The sequence below is a fragment of the Nonomuraea rubra genome, from assembly GCF_014207985.1.
Classification (GTDB): domain Bacteria; phylum Actinomycetota; class Actinomycetes; order Streptosporangiales; family Streptosporangiaceae; genus Nonomuraea; species Nonomuraea rubra.
The window spans coordinates 689,137-706,264 of record NZ_JACHMI010000001.1 but is presented as its reverse complement, the minus strand read 5'-3'; the positions used below and the strand labels follow the sequence as shown (position 1 = coordinate 706,264).

Genomic DNA, 17,128 nt, shown 5'->3' with positions numbered 1-17,128 from the left:
GACACAGAGACCCGGCATTTGTGTACACGCGGCTGGTCGGTCTCACTATCGCGCGGTATCTGGGACGGAGCCGACCGGCAGTTCGGCGTATCCGAAATGGGGGTATTGGTCTATGCCATCCAAGCACGGAAGCAGTCCAGGTTTCACGGGCAGGAGCAGCGAATACTTACGCCTCAGACGCTCCGCATGCCTCGCATCTCGCCCAGAAATTGACGCGCCAGATAACGACTTAGATAGCTAGGTGAGCTTCTCGTCGTCAGCCAAAGGCTGCGCGATGCTGCCCAACCTTGTCAACGGTGGAGTGAGTGTCTTGGCGAGTCCTCGGCGGAACAGGGCAGCAGGGCGTCCGATGTCAGGGCTTCGTCGTTCACCGATAGGAACGACGAAGCCCTCCGTTTTCATGACCTTACGACGGAAGTTGCTGGGGTCGAGAGGGACGCCCCACACAGCTTCGTAGATCTGACGCAGGTCAGCGATAGTGAAGGGCTCCTTACAGAAAGCGGCGGCAATTGTGGTGTGCTCAATCTGGGACCTGACCCGCTCGAGGCCATCACGGAGGATCTCTTCGTGGTCAAAGGCAAGTGTGATTTGCCCGTCGAGGACGGAAGAGACCGGGATCCAGTGGGCGGCGGACGCGTCGGTTCCTGCCTGGGGCACAGGCAGATCGGGACCGAACGCGAGGTAGGCGATGGAGATGATCCGTCCACGCGGGTCGCGACCGGGCTCGCCATAGGCGTGCAGTTGTTCCAGGTGCAGGCTGCCGCCACCGACTCCGGTCTCTTCTCGTAGTTCCCGCCGCGCGGCCGCGCCCAGCGCCTCGCCGTCGCGGACGAACCCGCCGGGCAGCGCCGCTTCACCACGGTAGGGCAGGTTGCCGCGCTCGATTAGCAGAACTTGGAGTCGACCATTGCGTACGGTGAAGATCACCAGATCCACGGCTACGGCCAGGGAGGCGGGCGGGCGGCGTCGGCGAACTGCCTTGCTCATTGCCATACCCCTATTAAAGGTCTAGTTGACTCCAAGTCGTGACGGACTTATGGTCAGATTTACCTAAAGGACTACCGGGAGGGCTCATGGCCCGATCGCGCACGGTACGTCTCGAGAAGAGCACGGGGGCAGTCGACTCGAAGGCGACACGGTACCTCTGTGCCGGCGTCTACCTCGATCGCGACTTCCGCGAGATGGTCATCCGCCGGGTCTACAACGACTCCAAGCACATGGTCGCGCCCTCCTACGGCTTCGATCTGGTGCCAGTCGTTGTGCACGCGTGGCGGGCGTGGCGCCTGGAGACACTGAAATGGATGCTGGTCCTCGCAGTCCTCCTGGGTGGCATCGCATGGGCCCCGGCCGCGACCGCCGCTGAGGCCGCGGTATTCGGCCTGTGCTGGTCTGCTGCGGTCGCTGTCAGAAGCGCTCTGGTCGCCTTACCACTGAAGGCAAAAGAGCGTGCGGACCGGTTCTTGCGACGCGCCCGCTGGAACAGCGAGTCGAACGACCTCGCCGCGTACCTCCGCTCCCTGAAGCTTGCTTGTATCGGCAGCGGTGCTTTAGTCGTCGCCGTTCCCGTGATCTCCGGTATAGCGGGCATTCCGCTCTCCCAGTTGCTGCAGCAAACAGCGATCTTGGGGATTTTGACGGTTCTCGTCGCGGGCGGCTGTGGTGCAGCCCAACGCGGCGCACTGCACCAAACAGCCAAGAGTCAGCTGCCCTCGCCTGACAGCCACCGATATCAAGCGATCGACGAACAGCAGCACCACACATTCGTCATTTACCGCAGGGCGCCCAAGGAGGAGCCGGAGCCGGAGAGCTTCCGCGACATCCTGGCACGCGACGACTCACATAAACCATTCGTCGGAGCCGGACGATTGACTCATCGCTGGAACCCGCCACTCAACATCCACCTGTTGCAGATAGGCGAAGGCAGCATGGCCGATCGGGAGTTTGATCCTCCCCCGTTCAAGGCCCATGAGCTGGTCGCGTATCTGAAGGACGAGATGCAACGGCTCGACGGACAGGATGACGCCACCAGCCTTCCGGACTTCGGAAAAGCAGACCGTATTTATGTAGCGGAAGCTGATGTCGATCCAGAGCGCGGCTGGCTACAAGGCACCCCTGCTGCGCATGAAATCAACGAGATCATCGATCGGCCGTTCGACCGATTCCATCACTTCCTTGAGGTCCGTACATCGGTAGCCGGTGAGCTTGTCACCACTGTGTTCCTTCGCACCACAGTCAAAGGACGCGCGCTCAGCCTCGACTTCGCTGCCTGCGCGCTGACGCGGACGCCGGACGAATATCACGTCCTAGACGAGTACGGCGAGGTCGGAGTCACTGCCATCCTCCGGGCAGCGGTCCGAGCACTTACCGAACTTCCGGCCGACATCATGCAGTCATGGCGCCTCATCCACGTCCCGGCCACCCTGCTCGGGGCCCTTCGAGCACGGCGAGCCCGCGTACTCTATCCCAAACGCGGTGTGAAGATCGGAGCAAAGCTGAGTGTGCGCGAAGAAAAGCGCATGTCGTGGGAGACGGCCCAACTCGACCGAACGCTCATCTCCGACCACGTGAAGCTCATAGAAGACCGTCTACTGAAGGCGGCGACCGAGTTCCTGCGCGAAAAAAAGGTCGACATCTCGGAATTCGAAGAACGCGCCACCAACATCATCAATACAGGGATTATGAACTTCGGTGAATCGATGAATGTAAACAACTCCGCAGTCGGCACCAACGCGGTGAAACTCGATCTACCTGAGAACTTCGGAAGCGCATCAAGAGGAGGCCACACATGAACGATCAGTTCAAGAACAGCGGAATAATCAATCAGGGCGGCCCAATGACCATCAGCGGCTCCGCGATCGGCGACGGCGCTGCGGTCGTCCACCACCACCTGACGGAGGCCGTGGCTGGTAGGCGAGCAGACGTCGGCGTGATAACAATCAAAGAATCGGAGGCCAGGGCAGTCATAGATACCCTCAAACTCGAACATGCCCCCGTGAACGGGATTCCCTTCTGGCACGGCACTATCGACCTCCGAGGCGTACCCTCCAGAGTGGCGATGACTCGATCGCTGCGCCAGGGCCAACGATCGACAATGGCCGCGTTCGAGAATCTCAGGGAGATGTTCCGCCCGGCGGTCGTCGCACTTGTCGGCATCGGTGGCGGATTCCAGCCGGACGTTTCCACCGGCGACGTCGCCATAGCAACGAGAGCCGTCTACTATGACCTCCGAAAGGAGACGGCTGACGGCACCCAACGCAGAGGCGAGGACCGTGAGACATCCGCAATCGTGGGAAACGCCGTAAACAGCTTCTTCGTCGACTACGGCGAACCTGCACGATTCGGAAGCGGAGAGAACGAATTTCAGGTCATCCCCTGCATCGTCGGAACCGGTGACGCCGTTATCGCGGACGCCGAGTCCGAGATCAGGAAATACCTCAAACACTACAATGACAAGATCTCCGTGGTTGATATGGAAGCCGGCGGTCTGGCTCAAGCATTCCACGAGCGCGGCAATCTGGCTCAGATGCGCGGATGGGTAGTGATCCGCGGAGTCTCCGACTACTCGAACGAAGAAAAGGATGACATCCTACAGAAACCGGCCGCCCGGAACGCCGCAGAGGTACTGCGAGCCCTAATCCCCTACCTTCCGTCTCACACCTGACGGGAAGCCCCAATGGGAGAGTTCGTTATCGGGGTGGTGAGTTCGCTCGTCGCCACCGCGCTCGCCGTTGTGGGAGGTATGGCGTTGTCGCCCCGTGTGCGCTCCTGGCCAGCTCTGCTTCTGTCCAGATTCACCGGTTTGGGAATCTCCCGGGTGCATCCACGACAGCGCGTCGCCACCGAAGATCTCACAGCAGAACTCGGCAAAGCCCGCTGGGTACGGGTGCTCGCAGGCCGAGGGAATGAACTCACCCGCGACGGGTTCGTGGCCCTGTGGGAGGACGAAGGACGTCGCCTAGAGTTCGTTCACGTACTGCTTCCCGATACCAACCACGCCTCCGCATCATGGCTGGAGTGGCGCGAGGACCAGATCCGGCGCATCGACCCGGGCTTCTCCCGCGGAATGCTGGCTGAGCAGGTCGACATCAACGCTGGATACGTCAGGGAGGTCGCGGCTGACAGGGACAACATCGAGCTGCGCCGCTACAACCTTCCCAACCTCCACCGAATAGTGATCACCGATCGCGTCGCCTTCCTCACTCTCTACCGTCGAGCGGCCCACGGCCGCGACTCGCCCTGCATCGTGGCGCCCCGGCCTGGCCTAATGTATGACTACGCCCTTCAGCTCTTCACCACGGCCTGGGACCATGCCTAGATGGGCGTGACGTTAAGTGACGTGGTAGTGGCCAGCCTCGACGAGTCCGGGGACATACGCGGGATGATCTTCCAGCTGGCGCATGCGTCGCGAAGCTTCTGCACAGGTCAGAGCGTGTGCGCCAGCCCTACGGCTACCACTCTCCTAAAGCGGGTGCCGCAGGTTCAAGTCTTACTGGAGGCACGCATCTCGACCAGGCATTTCGGTTTCTGACCCGCGGTTTCTCAGCCACAGGTTCTTCCTGTGTAGACCTTGATAGGCAGCGGACGGTGCCCGCATGCAGCCACAAGACCATAATCAGGGGACAGAAGCGGGATCCCCTCCTGACCCAGGCCGCCGCAACCCAGCCCCGATCACCAAGGCCCGGGCCGGCAGCGCCTTTCGCACCACTCCCTCAAGGGTGCTGCCGCACTCGGCATCGACCTCAATGTCGTCATCCGCGACCCGCCACCAGAACCCCGCTGCGACGCCGCTGAGCGGCCGAGCGCACCCTTGGCAGGCTGATGCTGCGCCGCCGCCTGGTACGCGACTACGAGGCACGCCCCGACCGCTCCAGAACCGTGATCCATGTCACCATGCTTGACCTCGTGGCCCACCGCCTCACCGGCGAGCACACCTCCACCTAGCCTGGCGCCTGAACCCGGGGCCGGACAGGACTAAATGCCACGCAGAGGCAGCTGTCAGAGGTCGTGCCACACCAGGATCACGGCGCCGCGCCGACACCAGTTCAGCGCCTTACGGTGCCCGACCACGGCGATCGCCAGCACCGTCGAACCAGTGGGACGCGGCGGGACGGCCGTTCCCGGAGCCCGTCCTCGCCGACGGGGGGATCACGAGCGTTCTGTTGCGGTCGCCGGTGATCGCGTACCCCACCCCGTCGGTCGCCGCCAGCGTCACGGCGGTGACCGGATTCGCGTGGAGGACTAGCGGGTCGCCCAGTGGTTCCGGCGCAGTGCAGCGTGCGGCGTTGCGCGGTGGCCGAGGCCGGCCGCTTGCGCCACTCGTAGTAGCCCGAACGGGACACACCCAGCCAGGCGCACATCTTCACGATGAAGTGACGGGCCTTCTCCGCGTCGATGATCTTGTACGTGGCGAGCGTCATCGAGTCTCGGACGCGAAGAAGGCTTTTTCAGGAAGATCAACTTCTCGCGCAGCTCGGCGTTCTCCCGCTCCAGCTCCCGGATCCGGACCCGGACCGGCCCGGACCGGCCCGGACCGGTCCGGAGACCGGCTGCTCGTCCTGGGCGTGCGCGATCCGATACCGGTTCACCCAGTTGCCCAGCGTACTGGCGTTGATGTCGAACTCGCGCGCCACCGACGCGACCCTCCGGTCCCCCTCCAGCACCATGCGGACGGCTTCTTCGTTGAACTCCGGCGAGAACTACCTGCGACGCCTCGTCACGTACCTACCTCTTCCAGACTTATGTCAGCCTATGTAGCCGACTGTCCGGAATCTGATGGGCACCTCACTTGAGCGTCGTCTGATCGTGCAGTTCGACGCAGGCTGCAACAAGCGGCTCGTCGAGTCAATCTCTCCCGACGGCGGCGACGCGGTGCCGATCGAGGTGTGCGAGGACGGTGTGGTTGGCGGCCCAGCCGTCAGGAAACTTGATCGGCACGTTGAGCTGGACCTTCGGACTGGAGGGATGGCTGTCGAGCAGGTCGGTGATTCCGGCTCTGGCCACCACGATGCACGCGTGACGATGCCGGGACGTCAGCACGCACAAGCGCCCCGACTCGAGATGAAAAGCCGTGGCGTCACGGCGGCCGGACAATGGATGCCAGACGATCGTGATGTCGTACTCGCGCCCCTGCAGCCGGTTCGCCGTGTCGACGGTCACGCCACCGGGGACGCCTGCCTTTCGTACGGCTGCCACCTGGTCCTTGTGGGCACAACCGATGGCGATCCGGGTCACCTCCACGTCGTGCCAGCCGTGTTCGTCCTCGGCCACTGTCCCCCGCTGCAGCAGGCGGCGGGCGAGGCCGGCGCAGGCTTCGGCGAGCTCGGGGTCGGTGCGGACGGCGTGACGGTTGGGCAGTTCATGCAGTGCCCAGCCATGCGCCGCCGCCTCCGCCAGGGTCGGGTCCCAAGGGTCACGCAGTCCTGGAAGGGTGAAGCGAAGCCGCCTCTGTCCGGGCCCCGTTCCCGAGGTGAAGGCGTTGGCCGGGTAGAACGCCTCCGACACGACCTGGGCGGCGCTGGCCGGAAGCCTCCATGACACCGGCAGTTGATGAACCTTGAGCCGGTTGAGCCGCTGGGTCACGGCGACCGCACTCTGCATGGGGTCCCACGCCAGACCGGTCCACCGTTCGCTCTCGATCACTGAGAAGGGATCGAGCTGTCCCGGGTCCCCGACGAACAACGCCTGACCGTCGGCGAACAACGGAGCCACGGCCAGGAGCTTGTCCGAGCGCATCTGATAGGCCTCGTCCACGATCGCCCACTCCCACGTCCGGTCTTCGACGTAGGCCCACTTGTCGGCAGTGGAGACGACGACCTGGCACTTGTCGACGTTCTCGGCCTTGTTGTGCGTGGTGACGTTGTCGTGGCGGGTGACACGGGGCGGCGGTTCGAAGCCTTCGGCGTGCAGACGTCCGATGGTGAGTTGTGGGTCTCGGCTCGCGAGCCGGTCGACGAGGTCGTCCACCTGCTCATTGGTCTGCGCGACGATCATGAGCCGCTCGCCTGCCTTGGCGATTTCCACGGTGGCCGCCACCACCAACGTCGTCTTGCCGGCACCGGGTGGGGAGTCGACGACCAGGCCTTTGTGCGTGCGGCTGGTGTAGTCGGCGAGGATACTCGCAGTGGCGGCCGCGGCGGCTTCCTGTGGACTCATGACCAGATCTCCCCCGCGTCCTCGTCGGTGGGCACGTATTCCGTGGGCGGACCGCCGTGGGTCCAGGGCGTCAGTTCCAGCGAGGGCAGTCGCGGCCTGCGTCCTTCAAAGGGGTCCAGCTCCGTGTAGCAGACGGTCTCACCGATGGCGGGTATCGTCGCGCCTCTGCTCATGCCGGAGTTGATCTGGACCACCACGAGCCCGTCGTCGATGGATATGAGCTGGCACGACTGCTTGGGCCGTTGCGGGGACAGCAGCTTCTTGCCGGGCGTGAGGCGTACCGGATCATCGGTACGGATGGTGACCAGCGGGCGCAGGACCCGGCGAACCTTTCCAGGCGGGATGATCTTCCTGTCGGCCTCGAGATCCACGACCCGGCCCTCGAAGGCCACCCCTTCCATGCGGTGGTCCGCCATGACCAACGGATCATCGAACGCCTTGCCGGCTTCGTAGCCTTGCTGGGCGCTCTCCAGCATGGCGAGCCTGCGGGCCGCGGCCTGCGGGTTGTCCCACCGTCCCGGAGGAAACGCCCCCTCGGCGATCCTGATGCTCTCCCTGGCCAGCGCCATGCGGTCACGTTCCCAGCGAGCGGCCACGCGAGCAGCTGCAGGAAGAGCGCGTAGCAGGTCGGCGCCTCGCCACATGAGATCCCAGGTGGGCGTGAGCTGCTCAAGAAGCGCCGCACGGAGCTGGCTCTGAACGCCGGTGGACTCGTACAGCTTGATCAGCGGTTCCAGGACCTGATGGTCGAAACCGGGGTCTGTGTCGGGACCGGCCGGCGGCGACCGCAGCGGATCCTCCGCCAGCAGAGCCGCGGCATCGCCCCGCGCACCCGCGGGTGGATCGATCCAGGCCAGAAGAGCGGCCAAGTTGCCGTCCTCGGCGGTGCTCTGGCCGGTGACCCAGTGCTCGCTGAGCACGTCCGTCATGGCGAGCAACATGGCGGAGCCGGCGAACTCGCTGCGTTCGTGCAGGAAGGTCAGCCATCGGCCCAGCAACGGCACCAGCGGCGGCACGGCATACGGTCCAGTCGTGCTGCGGAAGCGGGTGGAGCGGCCGAGTAACCGCGTGAAACTCACCCCGCCTGGATTGGGCACCAGGATCTGGGGTGCGTCGAGGCAGCGCTCTTCCTGAAGGTCGATCCGGGAGGCGAACTGCCTGATGTACGGCACGAGGATCTCGGCCAGCTCGGCCATGAAGGCGAAGCGATGATCGCGGTTGCGCGGCTGCGGAACGATCAGAAGCCGGGGAACAGCCCGATCGTCCCCCACCATCGCGGCCACAGGTGCCGCTGCTTCTCCCGCCATGCGCAGCGGGATGAAAACCATGGGCCTCTCCGCCAGGTGCACGTGGCGGAGAGTCGTCAAGGCCTGGGCTCGCCCCGTCTGCAGGGCCTGCACCTTCAGGTAGGAGCCGAGGAAGGTCACGCGACCACCTCTCCGTGGATTCTGCGGGCGTACCTGAGCCGCTCGGTCACGGCAACTTGATCGTCGGATGGCACAGCGGCGCCGGTGGCGAGATTGACCACCGTGCTCACCGACTCGATCCCGCCGAGGTCGTCACGGACAGCCCTCCCGAGGGCCTCCAGCGAGCCGCAGGCCTTGGCCTCCGCCCGGCAGAAGTAGGCCAGCTCGCAGACGGACAGGCATTCAGGCGCATACCGCGCCGGAATCCCGGAAACGGCCGCGCCGAGCTCCGCTGCCGATCGCGTCGGGGTGTCACCGTCCATCATCAGGTCGAGGCTGAGATCGGGCGGCAGAGTGTCGAGGATCGTGTCGATCCTGGCCAGGCGTTCGAGCTGGCGTCGCAGCACCTCCAGTTGGTGGCGGACGTCGACCAGCCGGGCAGTCGGAAAGTTCCTGAAGTTCTCAGGACAGACCAGGACGATGTCGTGGGAGACCCGCTGTGGATCCAGTCGGAGTTGCTCGAACAGGACGCGCAACGCATGGACGTAGACGGCCGCCTCTCGCGCGGCCGCGGAAACCTTCGCAGTCTCGGCCTGGTCGTCGATGATGGCGAACGTCTTGATCACTACGACGTGGAACTTGCCCTGCGCCTGGAAGGCGATGACGTCCGGCTCAAGGTAGACGTCGTAGCCCGCGACGTTGAGCTTGAGCAGCGGATGATCCACGATCGTCGCCGCGTCACCTCGGTTCTCGGCGGCGCTCCTGAGCAGTTGCTCCGTGTGCTTTCGGAGCAGCGCGCGACCCGCGTGCTCGTCGACGTCCTCCACGTCCCGATAACCGGCCTCCTCCACGGCCAGCCCCAACAGCTCTCGTAGCAGGCGCAGGAGATGAGCACCGCCGCTCTCCTTGACGATCGCCTTGAACTGCCGGCTGCGGATCAGCGCGAAGGGCGACTGGCCGAACTGCATGGGGTGGCCAAGGTGCTGGACGACCTTTCCCTTGTCGATCCCCGCCGCGTCGAGCACGGCCCTGCGGTGACATGCGGGATTGGCGGCCAGGGCTGCGATGCTGCGGGCGTTGTGGTCGACGGGCGGGCTCGGGCCGCGCAGCGCGTCGAGCCGGCTCATGCGGTGCTCGCCGTCCTCAATCCCGCGCCGAAGAGCTGGTTGACCTCCGCGAGCTGTGATGCCGCACGCTCAGCGACCGCCTTGCGGTGCTGTTGGTCTTTTTCCTCGTGTACGGCGAGTTCGGCGCGGGCGGCGGTGATGACTCGGTCCGGATCCGCGGGGCCGAAGTCGGCCACCGCGCCGGGGATGTTCTGTGCCATGGCGGTGAGGAGCCGGAACCCGCCGAGCGGGCTCTCGCCGGCGCGGGTGAGCCGCTGCAGATGCTCTGCGATGCGGATGGTGGAGGTCAACAGGTCGGTGCGTGGACTCAGCGGCCCGATGATCCGCCGGTGCAGTGGCCAGGTGCTGACTGCCAGCACGCCTCGTACGGGAGATAGGCGTTCGGCGCTCAGCGCCGCGCAGAGGTAGTAGGGCCTTGAGTTGGGGGACGAGCGGAAGGATCGCTCCTCGTCCCTGCGCAGACTCGTGAGTTTGGCGTTGGTGATCGTACCGCTGAAGAACGACTCGTCGACCGCGACGATCGTCTTGGCCGCAGCCGGTACACCCAGCAGGGTCAAAGCCTGGTGCACATGTTCCCTGACCGGGGCGGGCGGTGCGGGAGGGGGATTGATGGCCTCCTCCCAGGTTCGCTCCACTTGACGGAGCTCGGCTCTCAAGGATCGCACCCGGGCGTGGTCTCCGGCGGCCGAGGCTACGCGTATCTCGCGCCTCAGCGTCAACATGCGTTCTTCAAGCCCGTCCATGTCCACGTTTCCGCAGCTTAGCAAGCGACACATCCGGAGCCAAGCTATTCCACTTGCTTCCACTATTTTCCACGGTTACTCTGGGCGAGTAGCCCTCACGGCAGACGTGGCATTCGGCGTGGATGGGGGATCCACCGCCCGTCCCCGAGGGCCATTTCTTCTTCCCCTAGGCGCCGGTCCCCTGGGCCGGCGTCTTCCGCGAGCTAGGAGACGACACATGGTGCGACCGAGGACGCGTGACCTGACCCTGTACCGGCTCACGGGCGTGGAGCCCACCCCGTACGGCATGCTCAGCGTGCTGGACCTCGCCAAGCTCGACGAGCTCGAGGTGGAGCCGCGAGAGCTCTCCCTGGCCGGGGCGCCCGCCCTGTGGGTGGCCGGGCACCAGGAGGTGCCGCTGGCCAGCTGGTGCGAGGACGCTGCGGCCACGACAGGCCTGAACGTGGCCTTCGACGAGCGGCGCTCCTTCGGGCTGCTGATGATCGCCGTCGACGGCGCCGTCTACGCCATCGGCTACGGCCAAGGCCACTGGTGGATTCCGGACGAGCACAAGGACCACGGGTTCGGCATCCGCTTCGCGGTGCGCCGCCTCGACCCCGACCACGTGCAGGACGTGGCGCGCCGCCGCATCGGCGCGCGTGGCCGCAGCGACCTGACTCTGATCCCCGGCGGCATGCCGATCTGGGCTCTCGGCATCGAGGAGCAGGCCGAGGTGATCCGCCGCATGGGCGGGCGCTCGCGCGACCTCAAGGTCACCTTCTCCAAGGCCGACGAGCGGCCGGTGCGCCTGGAGGCCGGCGTGGGGCTGAGCATGAGGTTCGGCATCTGGCCGGAGGACCTCGTCGCCGACATCCGGGAGATCGCCCGCGTCTGTCGTGAGGACGAGCCGCACCCGGCGCTCGAGTTCGTGGATCACATCCGCCCCATCGTGGACAACGCGCTGGTCACCCGGCTGGACGCCCAGCTCGACGAGCTCCTGGGCCACCCCGACAGGGCGGAGCTCGTCTGCGTGGTGCCGACCCCTTGCCTGCCCGGCTACGCTCAGGCCCGCCGGTTCGAGGTGAAGATCGGGACTGCGACGCAGCGCGTGGACGAGCTCGACGTCCAGCTCATCCGTGTCCGCGCTCGGCTCCAAGCCCCGGGGGCGCGGGTGACGGCGTTGCGGAAGGGCAAGATCCGCATGTTCCGGGACGCCGAGTGCACGCACGAGGTCGGGGACGCGGCGGCCATCAAGTGGCTGGAGGTCGTGCTGACCATGGGCGGGCGGCGCTACTTCCTGCTCGACGGCGAGTGGTACGAGATCGACCCCGCGTACCTGGAGGACAAGCTCAACGAGATCGTGCCGCTGTTCGCCTTGCACCCCTCCGTCGAGCTCCCGACGCGATACGCCGGTCAGAACGAGAAGGAGTACAACATCGACGTCGCGGAGATGTGCGACGGGTTCCTGTGCCTGGACCGCGCTCTCCTGAAGACGAAGTTCTTCACCGGCAACGGCTTCGAGGCCTGCGACCTCCTGGGCCCCGGCGACACCCTGGTGCACGTCAAGTTCGCCGAGGGCGCCAGCACGCTCAGCCACCTGTTCGCCCAGGGCGTCGTGGCGACGCAGGCGCTCCTGCACTCCGACGAGGCGCTGCGCCGTTTCAGGGAGAAGGTCGCGGAGGTGAGCCAGGGCCGTCGCCAGGTGCCGGAGGACTTCCGGCCGAGCAAGGTCGTGTTCGCCATCCACCTCAAGACGGGAGCCTCGCTCACGCCCAAGACGCTCTTCCCGCTGGCGCGAGTGGCACTCGCGAACGCGGCCAGGGTGCTGCGGACGTACGGCATCGAGGTCGAGGTGGTGGGCATCCCCGCCGCTGACGGCGTGCTGGCCGCCTAGATCCCTGCTTGCCGGCCAACATCGCCATCCTGCCCACGTCTCTCAGGGCGTCCCGTTAACCTGTGGTCGCCCTGAGAGCTCCAGTACCGAGACCTGACGTGGTCGAACCGGACGAAGTCCTGCAGTCCCTCAGCTAGGAGTGCCGTGAGCCATCTGAACGACAGCCGCGCGCGTGTCATGGAGTTCTGGCGGGCCTGCGAGCTGTTCAGCCCGCCCAGTCTGCCAAGGGTCGACCCTCGGGACGAGCGGGAGCCGGTGTTCCGGGTACAGGCCGGCGCCCTGCTGCCCTGGGAGGCCGGTCACCCTCTCCAGCGCAGGCGCATCAGGCCGAACATGACGTGGCGCTACATCGTCTACGGCGGCGTCTTCCAGCTCGAGCGCGTGCGGCTCCTGCTGGAGAAGGTGTTCGGGCCCGATCCGGAGAACTTCGACCGTGCCCCGCAGGGGGCGAGTGCGCTCTTCGCCATGCTGGTCACGGAAGAAGGCCGGCCGTTGCTGGGAGCGTGGGAGTTCTCCAGTGCTGCCTGGGCGGCAGGTCGCACGGTGTCCCCCGGCCACCGGGATCCGGCCTGGCTCAGGGGCTTCGACGTGGCGGCCGGACGCGTGGGTGCCGCCGGTGAGGAACTCGTCGCCGCCCTGGAGCATGACACGCGGGCCGCCGAACTGCGAGACGAAGGCGTCTGTGTAGGTCGTCCTCTCAGGCAGGACGACTTGCGGGCACTCATGAAGCTCACGGCCGACCGGTTCGGGGTGGAGGAGGTCCTGGCCCCCGACGGTCTGCTCGTCAAGTGCGTACAGGTTTCGCGCCGGCGCGAGCACGACGATGACGGCAGCACCGACTTCCTGAACAGCTTCATCGTCCAAGATCTCGAACGAGTGGCCTCAGCCGTCCGGGCAGGCGCCTATGGCGCAGCCTTGGACACCTACCTGCGGATCCCAGAGCCGTCCCGTGTGGACGTGCGCAAGGAGCCGCAGGTGGTTCTCGACCACGTGGCACCCGAACAGGTCCCTGCGGGACGTTGGCCTCAGGGGCCGGGCCTGCCGCTCGCGCTGAGCCAGCAGTTCGCGGTCAACACGATCATGTCCGAGCTGGCCCCGCGGGCGGGATTGTTCGCCGTCAACGGGCCTCCGGGCACCGGCAAGACCACGATGCTCAGGGATCTGATCGCGGCCAACGTCGTGGAGCGCGCGCTGCGCCTGTCCAGGCTCCCCAGCACCGAGGCCGCGTTCAGGGGAGAGATGCGCTGGCAGACGGGCGACTTCCGGCGGGTGGTGAGCCTGTGGCGCGAAGAGCTCACCGGCTTCGAGATGGTGGTCACCTCGGCCAACAACGGGGCTGTGGAGAACGTCACGACCGAGATCCCCGGAGAGAAGGCGATCGACGCGCTCTGGCGAGGAGAGGCCGCCTACTTCGACGACGTGGCGAGCCGCGTGCTCGGCGAGCCCGCCTGGGGCCTGGTGGCGGCCAAGCTGGGCCGGAAGTCCTACCGCATGGAGTTCGTCAGCAAGGCCTGGTACGGCACCGCCGACGAACCCGGTCTGCGGATGAGCTTCGAAACCTGGCAGGACACCACGACGGAGCCATGGGCGACGGCGGTCGAGTCCTTCACCCTCGCTTACGAACGCGTCCAGGCTCTTCGGAGCGAGCGAGCCACCGCCCACGACGCCTTGCGGGACATGCCCGTACAGCAGCGCATCATCACACGGGCGACCGCGCAGATCACCGCCGCCGAAGATCGCCTCACCACCCTGCGCACCGAGTTCGACGACGCCAAGCGGCTCGAAGGGACGGCCCGGGAGGAGATCACCGCACGCAAGCGCAGCCGCCAGGAGCATCAACAGTTCCAGCCCAGCCTGGTCACCGCGCTCTTCACCCTCGGGAAGGCCTCCCGGGAGTGGCATGCGCAGGACCGGGCCCTGGCAGGTGACGTTCAGAGCGCTGAGCACGCGCTCGGCACCGCGACCGCGCGATTGGAAAGACTCCGCCAGGCCGCCGCGCAGATCTCCCACGAGCGCGACTCCCGGCGCGCCGAATTGCACAACGCCCGGTCCCGGCTGGCCGAGATCCAGTCCCGGCTGGCCGTCCAGCAGGAGCGGCTCGGGCGGTTCTTCCCGGACGAGCGCTGGTGGACCGACGAGAAGCACCGGGAAAGTCAGACGCTGTGGACCGACGAGGCCTGGAACCACGCCCGCACCGACCTGTTCGTGGAGGCCCTCCGCCTGCACCAGGCGTTCCTCCGCGCGGAGGCGAGGCGGATGCGCAGAAGCCTGCAAGCCGCCATGGACGTCGTCACCGGGGACGTGCCCGCCGGCGTGCCGGAGGAGGCCGTACGGGCAGCGTGGCAGAGCCTGTTCTTCCTGGTCCCGGTCGTCTCCACCACCTTTGCCTCCTTCGATCGCGTGTTCGCGCACCTCACTCGTGAGGCGCTGGGCTGGTTGTTCATCGACGAGGCCGGCCAGGCCGCACCTCAGCTCGCGGCGGGCGCAATCTGGCGGTCACGGCGAGTGGTGGCCGTAGGGGATCCTCTGCAGCTGGAGCCGGTGGTCACGCTGCCGTTCGCCGCCCAGCAGGCACTGCGGCGTACGTTCGGCGTCCAGGAGGAGCACTGGCTTCCGGGACGCACCTCGGTTCAGCAGCTGGCCGATCACACGAACGCGTACGGCACGTATCTGCCCGGAGAAGACGCTCCCGTCTGGGTCGGAGCCCCGCTGCGCGTCCACCGACGCTGTGACGAACCCATGTTCGGCATCTCCAACACCATCGCGTACGACGGGCTCATGGTTTACGGCAAGATCACTGAAGCCCCGGTCGAACTGCCGGAGAGTGTGTGGATCGACGTCGTCGGAGCCGGCTCGAGCGGACACTGGATCCCCGAGGAGGGGGCCGCGCTGGAACGCATCCTGACCCGGCTCGCCCGCGACAAGGTCGCACCGGAGGACATCTTCGTGATCAGCCCGTTCCGCGACGTCGTACGCGGGATGCAGCAGGTCGCACGGCGATTTCCCGGCGTGGAGGCAGGGACCGTGCACACGGCCCAGGGCAAGGAGGCCAAGGTGGTCGTGCTCGTCCTGGGCGGCGATCCGCAACGGCCAGGCGCCAAGGCCTGGGCGGCCATGCGTCCGAACCTGCTGAACGTGGCGGTCAGCCGCGCCAAGCGGCGCCTCTACGTGATCGGCGATCGGGCGTCGTGGTCGACGCAGCGCTACTTCAACGTACTCGCCCGCGATCTTCCGAAACTCGTGCTGCCGCCCGAGTCCCCGACGTACTCGGACCGTTGAGATTGCCAAGCAGGTCATCGACCGGATGCCCGTGCTCCTCCGCCCAGGTGACACACCGCCGGATCAGCAGGTCCTTGGCGGCCTCGAACTCCTCGGCCTTGTCGGGCGCGAACCAGGTACGCACGGTCCAAGCCTCCCATTGCGCGGGCTGCCGACGGCGCGATCACCCTCGACCTGGATCAGCGCTTGACGTCGTACACCAGCTTCAGGATCCCGTTCGGGTAGCTCTCCGATTCCCGCAGCGTCAGCATGTACTTGTCCCGGTCGGCGCGGCCGAACATGCTCTTCCCGGCACCGAGCAGCACGGGAAAGACGAGCAGGTTGTACTGGTCGATCAGGCCCGCGTCCGACAGCCGCCGAGCCAGCTCCGCGCTCCCGTGGATGTAGATCGCGCCGCCCTCACCCTCCTTGAGCGCGGCGACGTCCTCGGTCGAGCGCAGGATCGTGGTCGGTCCCCATCCGTCGACGATGGCGTCGTCGGACAGCGTGGCCGACACCACGTATTTGGGCAGCTCCTTGTAGTCGGCGTGGTCCTCCGAGCCGGGCCAGACCGCTGCGAACGATTCGTAGCTGCGACGGCCGAACATCAACGCCGTCGTGTCGGCGAGCTCCTCACCCTTCAGCGACCAGGCCTCGGGGACGAACTCGAGGTCCTTGAACACCCATCCGCCGCTGCGGTGCTCCTCCCCCGGCCCGCCGCCGGGCGAGTCCACGACGCCGTCGAGTGACATGAAACCGGTGTAGACCAAGTTACGCACTGTGCTGTCTCCTCGTGCTCGGGCGTGCTCCGGGGTACACGGTAGATGACGGCCGCGGTTGCCGTCTTGGGCGGAGACGACGGATTCAGAACGCGTAGGTGATGACGTCGGCTTCACATTCGCGCCGGGACCACGCCAGGTCTGCGGAACCGAGGATCACCCGGCTCTCGTAGGTGATCCGGCCATCGTACGATCCAGGCGGGTACGGCAGACTCGTCGCCGGGACACGTCGTCGATCACCCGGATTGATGGAGGAGACGGATGGCCGATCGCCAAGCCATGGAGCGCATGTGGGAAGCGCACACCGCGGCCGAGTTCGAGACCCGCGACGTGGACGCCACGATGCGTACGATGACGGATGATCCGACCGTCCTGCACGTGCCGACCGGCATGGGCGGTACGGGGTACGAAGGGGTTCGTGACTTCTACCGGCGATGGTTCGTGGGGCGGAACGCGGCCGACATGTCCATCGAGTCGCTGAGCCGCACGGTCGGGGACGATCGCATCGTCGACGAGATGATGATCACCTTCACCCATGACATCGAGATCCCGTGGATCCTGCCCGCCGTGGCGCCGACGGGCAGGCGGGTGCGCGTCCCGGTGATCGGGATCGTGGGGTTCGAGGGGACGGCGGTCGCGAGCGAGCGCATCTACTGGGATCAAGCCGCGGTGCTCGCCCAGGTGGGGTTGCTCGACGGTGACGTGGTCAGGGGGTTGCCCATCATCGTCTCTCCCGATGGGCTGCTGGACGGAACGGTGGCTCCCAACGGACTGGCGCAGCCCCGCTAGG

The 17,128-nt window shown here is 66.2% G+C and carries 13 protein-coding genes and 1 pseudogene; 7 read left to right on the top strand and 7 right to left on the bottom strand.

The window, feature by feature from the left end; all coding sequences use genetic code 11:
* Positions 1–237: 237 nt before the first annotated feature.
* The gene (locus HD593_RS03205) at positions 238–987 is read right to left on the bottom strand and encodes an NUDIX hydrolase (protein WP_185100635.1); all 750 of its coding nucleotides are present in this window, start codon (positions 985–987) and stop codon (positions 238–240) included.
* An 86-nt stretch (positions 988–1,073) separates the two neighbouring features.
* On the opposite strand from HD593_RS03205, the gene HD593_RS03200 reads away from it, so the two are divergent.
* From HD593_RS03200 to HD593_RS63210, 4 genes are all read left to right on the top strand, one after another.
* Entirely contained in the window at positions 1,074–2,789 is a 1,716-nt protein-coding gene (locus tag HD593_RS03200; RefSeq protein ID WP_185100634.1) for a hypothetical protein, read from the top strand.
* Positions 2,786–3,661: a 5'-methylthioadenosine/S-adenosylhomocysteine nucleosidase family protein gene (locus HD593_RS03195; RefSeq protein ID WP_185100633.1), complete on the top strand. Its 876-nt coding sequence runs from the start codon at positions 2,786–2,788 to the stop codon at positions 3,659–3,661. Before HD593_RS03200 ends, HD593_RS03195 begins: the two co-directional genes overlap by 4 nt.
* Positions 3,662–3,673: 12 nt before the next feature.
* On the top strand, positions 3,674–4,315 hold the full coding sequence (locus HD593_RS03190) for a hypothetical protein (RefSeq protein WP_185100632.1): 642 nt from the start codon (positions 3,674–3,676) through the stop codon (positions 4,313–4,315).
* A 503-nt stretch (positions 4,316–4,818) separates the two neighbouring features.
* On the top strand, positions 4,819–4,941 hold the full coding sequence (locus HD593_RS63210) for a hypothetical protein (protein WP_281402443.1): 123 nt from the start codon (positions 4,819–4,821) through the stop codon (positions 4,939–4,941).
* Positions 4,942–5,453: 512 nt separating this feature from the next.
* Here the strand turns inward: HD593_RS63210 and HD593_RS64995 are convergent.
* The 5 genes and pseudogenes from HD593_RS64995 to HD593_RS03165 form a co-directional block, all read right to left on the bottom strand.
* Positions 5,454–5,684, bottom strand: a pseudogene (locus tag HD593_RS64995) (transposase); the annotation flags it as partial.
* A 157-nt stretch (positions 5,685–5,841) separates the two neighbouring features.
* A complete protein-coding gene (locus HD593_RS03180) occupies positions 5,842–7,152 on the bottom strand; it encodes an AAA domain-containing protein (protein WP_185100630.1) in 1,311 nt (436 codons plus the stop codon).
* Positions 7,149–8,579: a hypothetical protein gene (locus tag HD593_RS03175; RefSeq protein WP_185100629.1), complete on the bottom strand. Its 1,431-nt coding sequence runs from the start codon at positions 8,577–8,579 to the stop codon at positions 7,149–7,151. The genes HD593_RS03180 and HD593_RS03175 overlap by 4 nt, the downstream gene beginning before the upstream one ends.
* Positions 8,576–9,685 carry a hypothetical protein gene (locus tag HD593_RS03170; RefSeq protein ID WP_185100628.1) on the bottom strand — a complete coding sequence of 370 codons (1,110 nt, stop codon included), beginning with the start codon at positions 9,683–9,685 and terminating at the stop codon, positions 8,576–8,578. The genes HD593_RS03175 and HD593_RS03170 overlap by 4 nt, the downstream gene beginning before the upstream one ends.
* A complete protein-coding gene (locus HD593_RS03165; RefSeq protein ID WP_185111626.1) occupies positions 9,682–10,428 on the bottom strand; it encodes a hypothetical protein in 747 nt (248 codons plus the stop codon). Before HD593_RS03165 ends, HD593_RS03170 begins: the two co-directional genes overlap by 4 nt.
* Before the next feature lie 217 nt (positions 10,429–10,645).
* On the opposite strand from HD593_RS03165, the gene HD593_RS03160 reads away from it, so the two are divergent.
* Positions 10,646–12,301 carry a TIGR04141 family sporadically distributed protein gene (locus tag HD593_RS03160; protein ID WP_185100627.1) on the top strand — a complete coding sequence of 552 codons (1,656 nt, stop codon included), beginning with the start codon at positions 10,646–10,648 and terminating at the stop codon, positions 12,299–12,301.
* A gap of 144 nt (positions 12,302–12,445) precedes the next feature.
* Entirely contained in the window at positions 12,446–15,580 is a 3,135-nt protein-coding gene (locus HD593_RS03155; protein ID WP_221524592.1) for a DEAD/DEAH box helicase, read from the top strand.
* A 179-nt stretch (positions 15,581–15,759) separates the two neighbouring features.
* Here the strand turns inward: HD593_RS03155 and HD593_RS03150 are convergent, their stop codons facing one another.
* Positions 15,760–16,338, bottom strand: a complete 579-nt coding sequence (locus HD593_RS03150) for a dihydrofolate reductase family protein (RefSeq protein WP_185100626.1) — start codon at positions 16,336–16,338, stop codon at positions 15,760–15,762.
* 261 nt (positions 16,339–16,599) lie between these two features.
* Here HD593_RS03150 and HD593_RS03145 point away from each other — a divergent pair, with 261 nt between their 5' ends.
* A complete protein-coding gene (locus tag HD593_RS03145; protein WP_221524591.1) occupies positions 16,600–17,127 on the top strand; it encodes a nuclear transport factor 2 family protein in 528 nt (175 codons plus the stop codon).
* The last annotated feature ends 1 nt before the right edge of the window (position 17,128 follow it).